This window comes from Larkinella fluvii (assembly GCF_051857545.1).
In the GTDB taxonomy this organism is placed as follows: Bacteria; Bacteroidota; Bacteroidia; order Cytophagales; family Spirosomataceae; genus Larkinella.
This window is the reverse complement of record NZ_JBPZHB010000003.1, coordinates 268,928-283,223: the sequence shown is the minus strand read 5'-3', so window position 1 is coordinate 283,223 and position 14,296 is coordinate 268,928. Positions and strand designations below refer to the sequence as shown.

Below are 14,296 nucleotides of genomic sequence, written 5' to 3'. Positions count from 1 at the left end.
TACGATAGCGGCTTATGCGGGCCAACTATCAACCCGGAAATCATAAACTCTAAACAGAATACCCAAAATTGCCGCTTTGCCGCCCCAATGACCATGAGATAGGTTGGTTCCCGAACTGATTTTTGTCAGGTAGCGGCTTGTTTTTCCCGCTTAACTTGCATCCAATCCCGCTAGACGCTCTTTTGTTGCCAGTTTCCGGACAAACCGCATGATTACCGACCTATTTTCTGCCGTTTTTGCCAACGCGACCATCGGCATCATTCTCTCCGACAGCCGGGGCCGGATGATTTCGGTGAGTCATTACGCGCTCCAACTATTTGGCTATTCAGACGCCGAAATGGTGGGGCAATCCATCGAATTGCTCGTTCCCGACTCGCTGGTTCACCTCCACCAGAACCTCCGGAAGTCGTTTAATGCCCGGCCGGAAGTACGCCCGATGGGCCACGGCCGTGATCTGCACGTCAAACGCAAAGACGGTTCGCTGTTTCCGGCCGAAATCAGTCTGAGTTATTTTCACCGGGAAAATGAGCTGTTTGTGGTCGCCTACATCATCGATACGACCTACAAAAAAGAAGCCGAGCGGGTGCTCATCGAACAGAAAAACCGCATCGAACAACTGAACGCCGAATTGGAACAGAAAGTAGCCGACCGGACCAACGCACTCATGGTGACGCTGCACCAGTTGGAATTATCGAAAGACGAGCTTTCAAAAGCCCTGACGACCGAGCGCGAACTGGGTGAACTCAAATCCCGCTTCGTGTCGATGGCATCGCATGAATTCCGAACGCCCCTGAGCGCGATCCAGACGTCGGCCGATTTACTGAATAAATACACGACAACGGAGCAGCAGGACAAACGAAACCGCCACATTCAGCGCATCAAGGCATCGGTGAACCACCTCAACGACATTCTGGAAGAATTTCTGTCGGTTGGGAAGCTGGAAGAAGGTAAAATTGAAGCGTCTTACGCTCTGTTCGACCTGGAGGAACTGGTAACCAGCGTAATCGCGGATGTACAGGGCATGCTAAAACCCGGTCAAACCATTCAAACCGAGCGAAATTGTGTCGGAAACGTGTGGCTGGATCCGTCGCTGGTTCGCAAAATGCTGGTCAATCTGCTGTCGAATGCCATTAAATACTCCGGCGAAAACAAACCGGTTTGGGTTCGTTTCTGGTGCCGCGACGGCCGGGTGCGCCTGTCGATCGAAGATCAGGGCATCGGCATGTCGACCGACGATCAGAAGCATTTGTTCGAACGGTTTTACCGCGCCAAAAACGTCACGGCCATTCAGGGAACAGGTTTGGGATTACACATTGTCGCGCAGTATCTGACGCTGCTCAACGGCACCATCGACTTCCAGAGCCAACTTAACCAGGGAACCACCGTAACCATTTCGTTCAGTCATGAAGACGATTCTGCTCATTGAAGATAACAGTCATATTCGGGAAAATACCGCTGAAATTCTGGAACTCGCCAACTACCACGTTCTAACGGCCGAAAACGGCAAGATCGGCGTGGAGAAAGCGCTTGAAACCCGGCCCGATCTGGTGATTTGTGACATCATGATGCCCATCCTGGACGGCTATGGCGTGCTGCATATTTTCAACAAAAATCCGGTTCTGTCGGGTATTCCGTTCATTTTCCTGACCGCCAAAACCGAGCGTTCCGACTTCCGCCGGGGCATGGAAATGGGCGCCGATGATTACCTGACCAAACCGTTCGATGAAATTGAATTGCTGAACGCGGTGGAAGGACGGTTGAAACGCTTCGACCAGATGCGTCCGGCCTACGAACCGACCAAAGACGGCCTGGTTCAATTTCTGGACGATGCCCAGACGCTGACCGGCATCGATTCGCTGACCGTGGACCGGAAAGGGCATTTGATCCGCAAAAAGCAGTTTGTGTATTCGGAAGGCGACGAACCGATGCGGTTGTACTTTGTGCAGAGTGGCCGGGTGAAAACCTACAAAACCAACCCGGATGGCAAGGAATTCATTACGGGATTGTACCAGACGGGCGACTTTTTCGGGTATGTGAGCCTGCTGGAGCAAACCGACCACACGGATTCGGCGGTGGCCCTGGAAGATTCCGAACTGGTGTACATTCCGAAGGAAATCTTTATCGATCTCCTTTCGCGCGACGGGGAAGTGGCCCGGAGTTTTGTGCAGTTGCTGGCCAATCGGGTGACCGAGCGCGAGCAGCAACTGCTGGAAATGGCCTACGATTCGCTGCGCCGGCGGGTGGCCGACACGCTCCTAAGGCTCCACCAGAATTTACAAACCCACGAAAGTGAGCCGGTAATTCAGTTTTCCCGCGATGACCTGGCCGCGATGGTCGGCACCGCCACAGAATCACTAATCCGCACGCTGAGCGAGTTTAAAAGCGACGGACTCATCGACATCAGCGGAACCAACATCCGCGTGCTCCAGCCCGAAAAGCTGAAGCGGTCGCGCTGGTAAAACCGCCGAAAAAACCGGTTATTTCTTCCGCATGGCCCATTCCCGGCCCGGTTTATCGACCCGGAAGCTTTCCAGATTGCCCTGGTCCTGCAGCGTGACGTAGGCCGTGCGACCGTCTTTTCCACCGAAACAGATGTTCGTGGGGCGTTTACCCACCAAGGTGATTTCCTGAATCACCTTGCCGCTCGGGGCCACTTTGGCAATGGTGCCTTTGCCAAACCGGGTGAGGTAGAGATTGCCGTCGGCGTCGCAGCGCATACCGTCCATGCCGAAGTCCGGAAACTCGATCAGCAGGCGTTTGTTGCTGACCTTCCCATCGGCGGATAAATCATACACCCAGACTTTCCGCTGGTTCGACTCGTTGACGTACAGGCGTTTGTCATCCGGACTTACTTCAACGCCGTTGGTGGTACCCATGTTTTCTTCGAGCAACGTCACCTTGCCGTCGGTATCGATGCGCCAGAGGTTGCCGGTATTGTTTTTCCAGCTCGGGTCACTCGCATACAAGCGGTCTTTGCTGTCGATGGCGATGTCGTTGGGCTGGTTCATGCGCGGTTCGTGGGCAAAAACGCTCAGGTTTTTGGTGCCCGCAGCCACTTTCAGAATGTTGTGTTTGGGATAATCGGCAATGAACATATCGCCTTTTTTATTGAACCGGATGCCGTTGCCGATGCTGCCTTCGGGCAGTTCGATGAACACGCTGGCGTCACCCGTTGACGTCACCTGTCCAATTGTGCCCTGCTTGCCAAAGTTGACAGCATAAACCATCCCCGCCTTGTCCACCGCCGGACCTTCGACGCCGGACGTAAAACCGTTGACCGGCGTAAAAACCGTCGATTTGAATAATTCCTCAGCGGTATTCGGCATGGCTGAAATCAGAAGTAAACCCGCGCCAGTCAGCGCGGCAACAACGAGTGATATTTTTTTGAAGGGCATTCGATTCATTGTAAAAAGTCCGTGATTCAAGGTTTATAATCCCGCCAGCGTCATTTGGCTCCAGAGGAGCAGCCTGTTAATAGAAAAACAATCGGGCAAAACTTCAAGCCCCAGCGGGGCGACCTCGTATTTTATGTTGAGTAAGCTCCGCTGGAGCTTATTCAGACCCAAAAAATGAATTTCTATTAACAGAAAACCCCTCCGGGGTGACTACAAACTTCGGTGGCCGTGCACCACTTCCTGCGGAGCATCGCGTTCTTCTTTCGGCATCCGGCGGTGCCACCACGACGCCAGAATGGAACCCGTAATGTTCATTAGCGGCCCAAAAATGGCCGGGGCCAGACCGACGGTCGCCATTTTCCCCATCTGATTGGCAATCCCCGACGCCAGACCGCCGTTTTGCATCCCGACCTCGATGGCGATGGTTCGGCAGTCGCGCTCGCTCATGCGGAACAACCGGCCCGACCAGTAGCCCAGAAAATAACCGGACAAATTGTGAATCAGAACCAGTCCCAGCAGAATGGGGCCGATCGACAGCAGGCTGTTGCGACCCGCCGAGGTAATGATCACAATGATAAACGTGATGCCAAACATCGACACATACGGCATGGCATCGTCCAGCCATTTGGCTTTCCCGCTCAAAAACTTGTTGAACAGCAAGCCCGCACCAATCGGCAGAATTACCATTTTCGTAATGTCCCACATCATCGCCAGCGTGTCGATTTCGACGAAAGCACCCGCCAGCGTCCGCATCAACAGGGGCGTTACGAAGGGAGCCAGCATGGTGGAAATGGCCGTAATCGTGATCGACAACGCCAGATTGGCTTTGGCTAAATACGAGATCACGTTGGAAGCCATGCCGTTGGGCGAGCAACCGATCAGGATGATACCGGCAGCAATTTCGGGCGGCAAACCGCTGATGCTCGCCAGGGTGTAGCCGATGGTCGGCATGATGATGAAGTGGCTAACGACGCCGATCAACACCCCGCGCGGCATTTTGACCACGCCGACAAAATCATCGAGACTCATCGAGGTTCCCATTCCGAACATGATGAGCTGGATCAGGGGCGTAATTAACGTACTGAATTTAAAGCCGTTGTAGGAAACAAAATACGTGGGATAAAATAACGCCGTGGTGACGGCGGCAAAAATCATAACCGTGTAGGAAAACCCTTTCAGGTTTTCGAACCCCCGAAACCCAATGGCGACCGCGAGAAAGAAAGCAATCAGAAACGGCCCCGCCAGCGGAAGATTTCCGGTGAACATCAACCCCAGTGCTACCAGCAGACAGACGCCCGCCAGACCTAAAATCAGTTTATACATGATACTATTTTCAGAAGGTTTAGGAATTACCCCCAAATATAACAGTATTCGGTATTCGGTTTACGGTTTTCTGTTTACGGTGGGCTGACGCGTTTCTGATAGCGCATTTAGGCTAACTCCGCTGATCAAGGTTTGCAATTTTGATTAGCCCCAGTGAATGCGTCAGCCCACCGGAAACAGAAAACCGAATACCGTAAACCGTCACTGCGCCCGCTGACGCACCACAATCGGATCGGCGATGCCGTTCAGGTCGTATACGATCCGGCCTTTGCGGATGGTCATTTCGCAGGTGAGCTTCTGTTTTCCCTCAATTTTGTGGCCGGTATAATCGAAAAAACCAAAATAGCCGGTATCCCGAACCGCGAATTTGCCGTCCTGCAAGTCCAGGATGGCCACATCCGCTTCCGAACCTTCGGTCAGGCTGCCCAGTTCGGGCCGCTTGATGGCCAGCGCCGGACTCCACGTGCTGGCTTTGATAACCGCCGGCAAATCCATGCCCATCGCCATAAATTTCGACATCACATTCAGCATGTCTTTCATCGCGTTGTTCATGCTGCCGGTATGAATATCGGTGCTGATGGTGTTCGGAAAAAAACCGCTTTTCAGCGCCGGAATGGCTTGCGAAAACGCGAAACTGATCCCGCCGTAGCCCACGTCAAAAATGACACCTTTCTTCTGCGCTTCCCAAACAAACGGTTTGACTTTGTTGGTTGTCACGTCCAGAATCGGCTCGCGGGTTGCCAGTTGACCGAAACAATGGGTAAAAATATCACCCGGACGCAGCCGTCTCAGGAATAATTCTTCGATAGAAAGCGTCGGTTTGCTGCCGCCGAAGTCGATCATCACCGGCTTGTTCGCCAGCTTTCCGGCCTCCACGGCGCGGTCGGTGGGCGTCCAGTCGTGGCCGTTGAAGTGGGCCAGTTTAACCCCAACAACCAGATCAGGGTATTTTTGAGCCATTTCCGCCGTCGCTTTGGCGTCCATGTCGTCGATGTTCTGCTCAAATTTTCCGCCCCGCATGCCGCTACCGACAATGTTGAGCAACGCCAGCACCCGTGTTTGTGACGCATCGATGGTCTGTTTCTTGAACGCTTCAAAATCCCGCCAGCCCGAGCAACCCGCATCGACAATGGTCGTCACGCCGTTCCGAAACGTAAAGCCATCGGGCGGCAAGGCATTCGGTCCGTTGCTGTAGGTCTGGTCCATGTTCGTTCCAAAGAACACGTGCGTATGGATGTCGATGATGCCGGGCGTTACGTACAATCCTTTGGCCTTCACCACCTGCCGGGCGCCCGTCGCGTCGATGTTTTTCGCCACCTTCGCGATTTTGCCGTCCAGAATGGCTACATCCATAATCCCATTGATGTTGTTTTTCGGATCGATGACGTGACCGCCTTTGATCACGACGTGATAGGGTTGCGCCCAGGCGAGATTGCCGAAGGCGACAAAAGCCGCAAGAATGAAAAATGTTAATTTTTTCATAGAGTTCAGGTTATTGATTATAAGAATTCGCTTTTGCTCCAGCCCCCTAAAGGGGCACGGACGCGACAGCATCCGGATTAAGCCGCGTCCAAGTCCCCTTTAGGGGATTTAGGGGCGTTTTTTCTCAAACCGCCTTCGAAAGCTCTTCCTTGATTCGTTTCGCCACGATTTTTTCCTGTCCCGGTTTCATCATCCAGACCGTCACACCGATGCTGCTGGGGCCACCACCACCCACTTCGATGGACGGATCGCCGTTCCGCAGGGCTTCCTGCACCTGTTTTCCGGTCACTTTCACCACCGCCGGGTCCCAGGAGATGCGGAGCGAGGGCGTGTGGTTGCCCAGCGGATTCACGCGCACCTCGGTTTTGACGCCGTTGATGGTTTTGACGGTATTTTCAACGTGCGCAACCCCGTCTTCCCACGACTTCCAGAGCTTGGTGTAATCCTGCGTGATGAATTTCTCCAGCGCGACGTACATGCCCAGAATCTCTTCCTTGTTCACTTTCATCCCGCGACCGATGTTGAACCCACGAGGGGGCATGTGCATCCGGGCAGCGGCAATGATGTCTTTTTTGCCCATTAGCAAACCCGCACTCTGGGGTCCGCGCATGGCTTTTCCGCCCGAAACAACCACAAAACTGAACCCCATGTCGTTGAATTTCCAGAGGTTTTCGGTTGGCGGCACGTCGGCGGCAATGTCGATGGAGGTCGGAATGTTGTGTTTTTTGCCCAGCGCCACCCACTCTTCGTGCATGATTTTACCTTTGTCCGACTGGATGTGCAGAAAGTGCATCAAGGCGGTTTTTTCGTTGATCGCTTTTTCCACATCCTCGACGGTTTCAACCATCACCATTTTACAGCCGGTGTTGGTCAGCGCGTGGTTATACACAATGTCGTGTCCTTTCTGGCAAATCACTTCGGATTTCATGCCGGTGCCTTCCAGATGCGGCAACGCTTCCACTTTCTTTTGATCGGTTCCGGTCAGGATGCCGGCCAGGCCCAGGGTCATCCCGGAAAAGGCACCAGAGGTTACTACCGCAGCTTCCGAATGCACCATTTTGGCAATCTTCTCCCCGACTTTATCCTGCAATTCGTCCAGCAAACAGAACTCTTTCGAGGCATAATTGATGGCTTCGAGCACTTCGTCGTGCATCAGCGAACCCGTCATGTAGGTCAGTGTTCCGGCGGCATTGATGAATGTCCGTACCCCAAATTCCTTGAATAAATCCCGCTTGGGGGCCGCCACAGTACCGGCCGAAGCCGGTACTGAAAAACCGCCTACCAGCCCGCCCAACAGCGGAACAGTCGACAGGCGTTTAATGAGTTTTCTTCTGCTTAACATCCGTGTGTCGTTAATCGGTTAATTTGGATTTCTTACGCTGTTTCTTGGCCGCTTTCGGATCGGCGGGTAAAGTAACTTTCCAGAGGTTGCCGCCCTTGCCGCCGTATTCGATCACATAGACGGTGTTGCCGACCAGCAAAGCGTCGGTTGGCTCCATGAAACCGTCAACCAGTCGGGTGGTTTTAACGGAATAATTGTCGGTGGTTTTGTTGTACGTTAAATCAAGATGCAACAGGTCCCGGCCCTGTTTTTTCAGCGGGTTGATCGCTGTCGAATTGCGTCGTGGTCCGGAATACCGAATCACAAAACCGTCGCCTTTCAGGTCATCCGCCAGCACGTTTTGGGTATCGAAAAACAAGGCCAGGGGCGAACTGTGCGCGTTGAACGTGCCAACCGGAACGCCCGTCGTATCGCCATCCATGACGACGCCGGTCGCCCGGTCGCGGTATTCGTTGGCATCGGGACCGACGTTCAAAACCGGCCCGGTAAACTTGACGCCCGCCGGTTTTTTCGGAAACTCGGGATCATTCCGGAAATACCGCATCAGCCAGGCGTGGGCGAACTTGCTCAGGAACGGATCTTTCTCCGGATCGGGTTGCCAGTCGGGGTTCTGCTGCGGATTGTCGATGCCGCCCATGACCCACGGAAAACCGTAGTGATGCCCTTTCTGGACCCAGAACATGTCTTCGGCATGGTCGTAATCGCCGGAATTGGAAACGGCAAACAGCTTCCCATCACCGTCGAATGCCATGTCGTACGCATTTCGGATGCCTTCTGCGTAGATGTAGCCATCAGCTTTCAGCTTGGCTTCGTCGTTCGGCAGCTCCAGGTTTTTGGCATCGACCGGAAACCGGAAAATTTTGGCGGTCAGCGCATTATCCCGCGCATTCGGATAGACTCCGCCGTTGTCCTGCACCTCGCCGTGGTCGGTTCGCGCGCCGGTATTGACATAGATGTATTTCTGATCGGGGCTGATTTCCAAGGCATTCCAACCGTGGTCGAAGGTGGTTTTGTTGGTACCGTATTCGACGGTATTGAACACAACGGTCAGTTCCGGTTTTTCGCCCGACGCCAGGTCGTAGCGCACCATCCGGCCCTTGGTTCCCTTGTTGTCGTTGACGCTGATGTTGCCCGCCAGAAACAGCGTGTTTTTCAGAAAAGCCGCCCCCTGCAAGCGCGTAATGCCGTGGTCTTCGGCCGAAAAAACCTTCTCGGCCACCGGCGGCTGGCCGTTTAGCTTCACCCGAAACACGTCGCCGATAAAGGTGGTGTAATAGATATCGCCGGTAGTCGGATGCTGAATCAGCCGCACGGCTTCGGGGCCAACGGTCATGAAATGCTCGACCTTGATGTCCGGGCGCAGGGCCGTCGGCGGGATGGGTGCTTTGGCATCGGGGCCTTGTGCGTGGAGCAGAACCGGGCAGAATACCACGGCCGTCAGCAGGTTTATTTTTCTCAAAAATGCGTTGAACGCCCTCATTTCGTGTCGGTATTCTTTTTGGTTAATTTACGGAGATAGCCGACCAGTTGCCACCGCTGTTCTTCCGAAAAAACATCCTTAAACGGCGGCATATTTCCGCGACCGGTCGACAGTTTCCAGAATAGGGCACCATCGGTTTGTTTCGTCACTTCCGGGTCGTGGAAGTTGGCCGGTTTGGCCCCCAACGCCCGGCCCGCAGCGCCATCGCCGTAGCCCGCTTCGCCGTGGCACGACGAGCAGTATTCCATAAATAATTCTTCGCCCTGTTCCAGCGTCAACGGCTCGGTCGGAAAGTGGCTTTTCAGCGTATCGGCCCAGACAGGGGCTTTCCATTTCTCCTGCTTGGGGTCATCGGTTTTTGGGTTATCCGAAAAACCCATAACACCGATTAAACCCAGGGATAAAAAACCAATGATGAATCCTTTAAAAAATCGCATTGTTGAATTGAAATTGAACCGCTACAAAATGATTCATCCCGACGGGATTTTGTTGCATTCGATCTTCACCTCGTTCGGCGGGTTAAAACCCACCGTTACAAAACGGGTCATCCCTCCGGGATTGCGCATTCGATCTTTACCTCGTTCGGCGGGCTAAAACCCATTGTTACAAAATGGGTCATCCCTCCGGGATTGCGCATTCGATCTTTACCTCGTTCGGCGGGTTAAAACCCACCGTTACAAAACGGGTCATCCCTCCGGGATTGTTGGATTTGATAATCCCGGAGGGATGACCCCTGTATTAGCCTCCGGTTTTAACCGGGGGTTTAAACGGATAACGGGCATTTTTGAAACCGTTTCAACGGTTTTGGTCGTTGAAACGGTTTGTGTGAGACGGCGTTTCCCCCACGTTCCCACGGTTAAATCGCAACGGCGAACCGTCCGTGGGCTATTTTTTAACCAATCGGCGAATCTCCTCTATTTCTTCTTCTTAATCGACTTCCGAACGGCTTTCACCTCATCGGCGGAAACCGCGCTGGCCGAATTGCCAAAGCTTTGGCGGACAAACGTCAGCACTTCGGAAATGTCTTCGTCTTTCAGAAAATCGTGCTGCGGCATCACGTTGTTATATGACTGGCCCTTCACTTCAATCGGCCCTTCCAGCCCTTTCAACAGCACTTCGATCAGGCGGGTTTTGTCGCCCAGCACCCATTCCGAATCGGCCAGGGGCGGAAACCGCTGCGAATCGCCCCGGCCGTTGCGCTGGTGGCAGGCGGCACAATAGACGCCGTAGACTTTGCTCCCCAGCACCGGCTTGTCTTTGTCAAGGTTGTCGTTTACTTTATCCGGCGTCCGGATGTGCGACATCGACTTGCGTTTTTCCATCTGCGCCAGTTGCGCCGGACCAAACTTGCTTTTATCCCCTTTGTAGGTCACCTTCCAGATTTTCCCTTTTTCGGTTTCGGCCAGATACAGCGAACCGTCCGGCCCCATCGCAATGCCCATCGGACGATAGACCGCATCGCTCACGTTGACAATCGGATCGACCCCGGCAAACCCATCGGCGAACACTTCCCAGTCAGTAGATGGCGACCCGTTTTTGTCGGGAACGAACCCGATGAAATACCCCGCCTGTGGATACGGTGCGCGGTTGGTCGAACCGTGAAACGCAATGAAGGCACCGTTTTTGTAATGCTCCGGGAAACCATTGGAAGCCCCGGTGCCCTGATAAAACACCAGATCGTTCGGTGCCCAGTGGGCCGGAAAACCGATGATTGGTTGCTCATAATCAGCCCCTTTCCCGGCTTTTTTACCGTCTCCGCCGTACTCCGGATTGAGCAGTTTTTTCTTCTTTTCCTGATCGTAATAATAATACGGCCAGCCTGCATCCATCCCTTCTTTCACCCGCAAAAACTCCTCGGAAGGCAACACCGCGCTTTCCCAGGGCGAATACAAATGGGACCACAACATCAGAAAATCATCCCGACCATGGCCGACGGTGTACAGCGTTTGATCGACCGGATTCCAGTCCAGCGCAACGATACTCCGCAGCCCGGTGGCGAAGAGTTTTCCGTCTTTCTGGGTCTGTCCCACTTTGTTGGCGTCGAACCGCCAGATGCCGCCGTGGTCGGCGAGCAGGCCACAGGGATTCAGACCCGGCGAACTCGGAATGCGATTTTTCTCCTGACAAGCGTTGGAACCGGCTCCGAACGGCACATACATATAGCCTTTGTTGTCAAAAGCCACCGGTTTGGTAATGTGCTCGTGCATGCCGTGGGCGTGGTCGTCGGTCAGAATAATTTCCACTGGGCCTTCAGGAACCAGTTTGCCGGGGGTCAGTTTGTAGCGATAAACGATCAGTTCGGAGCTGAAATAGAGGTAGCCGTTGTGAATCCGCATCGCCGTGCCGTACGCCCGTTCGCGCGACAGACCGCCGAAGCGTTTGATGATGTCCGCCCGGCCATCGCCGTTGGTATCCCGCAAGGCAATCACCGATTCGTTCTTATCCCGCGCAAACCGTGCTTTCACGTAAATATCACCGTTGTCGTTGACGGCGAGGTGCCGCGCGCGACCCGCCAGACTATCGACAACGACCGTGGCTTCGAATCCTTCCGGCAGAAAAAGTCCGCCGTTTTCCGCCGTCTGAACCGGAAGGTTGGTATTCGTTTCAGGCCGGACAAAACCGACCGCAGCAAGTAAAGCCAGAAAAAGGCTACGGGTATAGAGTCTTGACATTCAGAAGTTTCAGAGAATAGGACTAGTCAGATTCATTTTTAGTTCACCACCAGCGGGTTGGCGATCCCATTGAGGTCATACACGATTTTGCCGCCTTTGATGGTCATTTCGCACTCGAATTTTTTCTTGCCTTCCACCCGATACCCGGTTTTGTCGTAGAAGCCGAAATTACCTTCGCGCATGTTCAGGATGGCGACGTCGGCGATGGCTCCCACTGAAAGGTGCCCCAACATTTCGCGTTTGATCACCTGCGCCGGGGTCCACGTACTGGCTTTGATGACATCCGCCACCGGAACGCCCATGCCGACAAATTTGGACATGATGCTCAGGATGTCTTTCATCGAACCGTTCATGCTGCCGGTGTGCAAATCGGTGCTGATCGTTGTCGGATAAAAACCGGCCTTAACCGCCGGAATGGCCTGCGAATAATTGAAGCTGGCACCACCGTAACCCACGTCGAAAACAATGCCTTTCTTGCGGGCTTCCCAGACAAACGGTTTTACTTTTCCGCTGGCTTCGTCCACAATCGTTTCGCGCACGTTGTCTTCCAGCAAGGTGTAGGTGTGCGTAAAAATATCGCCGGGGCGGAGGTGTTTCATGAACAGTTCTTCGAGCGAAAGCGGAGGATCGTGTCGGCCAAAGTCGATCATCACCGGCATGTTCGCCAGTTTTCCGGCCTGAACGGCCCGATCGACGGGTGCCCAACTGCCGCCCATGTAGTGTGCCACTTTGAAACCGACCACGTCGTTCGGATTACCGAGGGCCATCGCAGCGGCCATTTTAGGATCCATGTCGGTGGTGTCCTGCTCCCAGTCACCGCCCCGCATGCCTTCGCCCACGATGTTGAGCAGCGACAAAACCCGCGTTTTTGACGAGAAGATGATGTTCTTTTTGAACGCTGGAAACGACTGCCAGCCCGCACCGCCCGCATCGACGATGGTGGTGACGCCGACGCGGAACGTAAAACCGTCGGGCGAAACCGCCGTCAGGCCGTTGCTGAGGTAATGATTCGGTTCGGTGCCGTAGAAAACGTGGCCGTGAATGTCGATGATACCGGGCGTGACGTACATCCCTTTGGCATTGACGACCTGTTTGGCCTGGCTCGCGTCGATGGTTTTGGCAACCTGAACGATTTTGCCGTCGGTGATGGCAATATCCATCACCGCGTTGAGGTTGTTTTTCGGATCGATGACCTGCCCGCCCTTGATGACGAGGCTGTAGGTTTGGGCGTCAACCGAACCGCTGATCAGACCGAGTACGGCCAGTAAAAAGGAAAGTTTTCGCATGGGTTTAGGGAACAATAACCGGAAAAATCAGACCGCAGCTTTGGCGAGTTCTTCTTTCAGGCGGGTCGCAACGATTTTCTCCTGACCGGGCTTCAACATCCAGGTGGTCAGGCTAATACCACCCTGTTCGCCCACGATTTCAATGGACGGATCGCCGTTGCGCAAAGCTTCCTGCAAGGCTTTGGTGGTCAGGTTGATTTTGGCCGGTTCCCACTTGATCCGTAGCGTCGGCGTGTGGTTGCCAAGTTCGGGCCGGAAGGTTTCGGTCGTTACGCCATTGACTTTTTTCACGGCATCGGCGATGTGCGCGACGCGGTCTTCCCACATTTTCCACTCTTTCTGCTGATCCTGACCCACGAATTTTTCCAGGGCGACATACATGCCCAGGATCTCCTCCTTGTTCACTTTCATGCCGCGTCCGATGGTCGAACCCCGGGGTGGCATGCTCAGTCGGGCGGCCGCAATCAGGTGTTTTTTGCCCATCAAAATACCGGCACTTTGCGGGCCGCGCATGGCTTTTCCGCCCGACACACACACCAGATCGAAGCCCATTTCGTGGAATTTCCACAGGTTTTCGACCGGCGGCACATCGGCGGCAATGTCGATCATGGTCGGAATGTTGTGCTTTTTGGCGAGGTTCACCCACTCCTGGTGCATGATTTTGCCCTGATCCGACTGGATGTGCAGAAACCACATCAGAGCGGTTTTTTCGTTAATCGCCTTTTCAACTTCTTCGGGCGTTTCGACAAAAACCATCTTGCAGCCGGTATTGGTCAAGGCGTGCGAATAGCCGACATTGTGGCCCTTCTGAACGATCACTTCGGACTTCATGCCGGTGCCTTCCAGTTGGGGCAGGGCTTCTACCTTTTTCTGGTCCATGCCGGTCAGCACGCCCGCCAGACCCAGCGTCATGGCCGAGAAGCAACCCGCCGTTACGACCGCCGATTCCGCGTGGACAATGGCCGCAATTTTCTCCCCGACTTTGGTTTGCACATCGTCGAGCATCATAAATTCTTTGGAAGCCGCCTGAATGGTTTCCATTACTTCGTCCTGCATCAGCGAGCCCGTCATGGCCGTGTAGGTCCCGGCGGCATTGATGAATGTTCTGATACCCAACTCTTTCACCAGGTTACGGGGAGCGAGTGCCGTGGCGGCCACAGCCGATGACAAGGGGGCGGCACTGCCGATGATACCGCCTAAAAGCGGCATAGCCGACAGTCGTTTGAGAATGGTTCTTCTACTGATCATGGGATGGGTTAGCTATAAATCGGGGAAACCGGCATTCAATCCCTCCGACGGAGGGATTGAATGCCCAG

At 54.1% G+C, this 14,296-nt stretch carries 11 protein-coding genes; 2 read left to right on the top strand and 9 right to left on the bottom strand.

Annotated features, from left to right (window positions below):
• Positions 1–208: 208 nt before the first annotated feature.
• Both ACS5NO_RS08585 and ACS5NO_RS08580 read left to right on the top strand, forming a co-directional pair.
• Positions 209–1,426 (top strand): PAS domain-containing sensor histidine kinase, encoded by a 1,218-nt coding sequence (locus ACS5NO_RS08585; RefSeq protein WP_439414755.1) that lies wholly within the window; start codon positions 209–211, stop codon positions 1,424–1,426.
• Positions 1,404–2,459 (top strand): response regulator, encoded by a 1,056-nt coding sequence (locus ACS5NO_RS08580; protein ID WP_439414754.1) that lies wholly within the window; start codon positions 1,404–1,406, stop codon positions 2,457–2,459. The genes ACS5NO_RS08585 and ACS5NO_RS08580 overlap by 23 nt, the downstream gene beginning before the upstream one ends.
• An 18-nt stretch (positions 2,460–2,477) precedes the next feature.
• On the opposite strand, the gene ACS5NO_RS08575 is transcribed toward ACS5NO_RS08580, so the two are convergent.
• The 9 genes from ACS5NO_RS08575 to ACS5NO_RS08535 form a co-directional block, all read right to left on the bottom strand.
• Entirely contained in the window at positions 2,478–3,404 is a 927-nt protein-coding gene (locus ACS5NO_RS08575) for an SMP-30/gluconolactonase/LRE family protein (RefSeq protein WP_439414753.1), read from the bottom strand.
• A gap of 201 nt (positions 3,405–3,605) precedes the next feature.
• Positions 3,606–4,718, bottom strand: a complete 1,113-nt coding sequence (locus ACS5NO_RS08570) for a bile acid:sodium symporter family protein (protein ID WP_138990169.1) — start codon at positions 4,716–4,718, stop codon at positions 3,606–3,608.
• A 201-nt stretch (positions 4,719–4,919) separates the two neighbouring features.
• Positions 4,920–6,200, bottom strand: coding sequence for an amidohydrolase/deacetylase family metallohydrolase (locus tag ACS5NO_RS08565; protein ID WP_439414752.1), 1,281 nt, complete (start codon positions 6,198–6,200; stop codon positions 4,920–4,922).
• Positions 6,201–6,324: 124 nt separating this feature from the next.
• Positions 6,325–7,542, bottom strand: a complete 1,218-nt coding sequence (locus ACS5NO_RS08560) for an aminotransferase class V-fold PLP-dependent enzyme (protein ID WP_439414751.1) — start codon at positions 7,540–7,542, stop codon at positions 6,325–6,327.
• A gap of 10 nt (positions 7,543–7,552) precedes the next feature.
• Positions 7,553–9,001 carry a PQQ-dependent sugar dehydrogenase gene (locus ACS5NO_RS08555; protein WP_439414750.1) on the bottom strand — a complete coding sequence of 483 codons (1,449 nt, stop codon included), beginning with the start codon at positions 8,999–9,001 and terminating at the stop codon, positions 7,553–7,555.
• Positions 9,002–9,018: 17 nt separating this feature from the next.
• Entirely contained in the window at positions 9,019–9,459 is a 441-nt protein-coding gene (locus ACS5NO_RS08550) for a c-type cytochrome (RefSeq protein ID WP_439414749.1), read from the bottom strand.
• A 477-nt stretch (positions 9,460–9,936) separates the two neighbouring features.
• A complete protein-coding gene (locus ACS5NO_RS08545) occupies positions 9,937–11,694 on the bottom strand; it encodes a PQQ-dependent sugar dehydrogenase (protein ID WP_439414748.1) in 1,758 nt (585 codons plus the stop codon).
• Between the two features lie 38 nt (positions 11,695–11,732).
• Positions 11,733–12,980, bottom strand: a complete 1,248-nt coding sequence (locus ACS5NO_RS08540; RefSeq protein WP_439414747.1) for an amidohydrolase/deacetylase family metallohydrolase — start codon at positions 12,978–12,980, stop codon at positions 11,733–11,735.
• A gap of 27 nt (positions 12,981–13,007) precedes the next feature.
• Positions 13,008–14,228: an aminotransferase class V-fold PLP-dependent enzyme gene (locus ACS5NO_RS08535; protein WP_439414746.1), complete on the bottom strand. Its 1,221-nt coding sequence runs from the start codon at positions 14,226–14,228 to the stop codon at positions 13,008–13,010.
• Positions 14,229–14,296 lie beyond the last annotated feature (68 nt).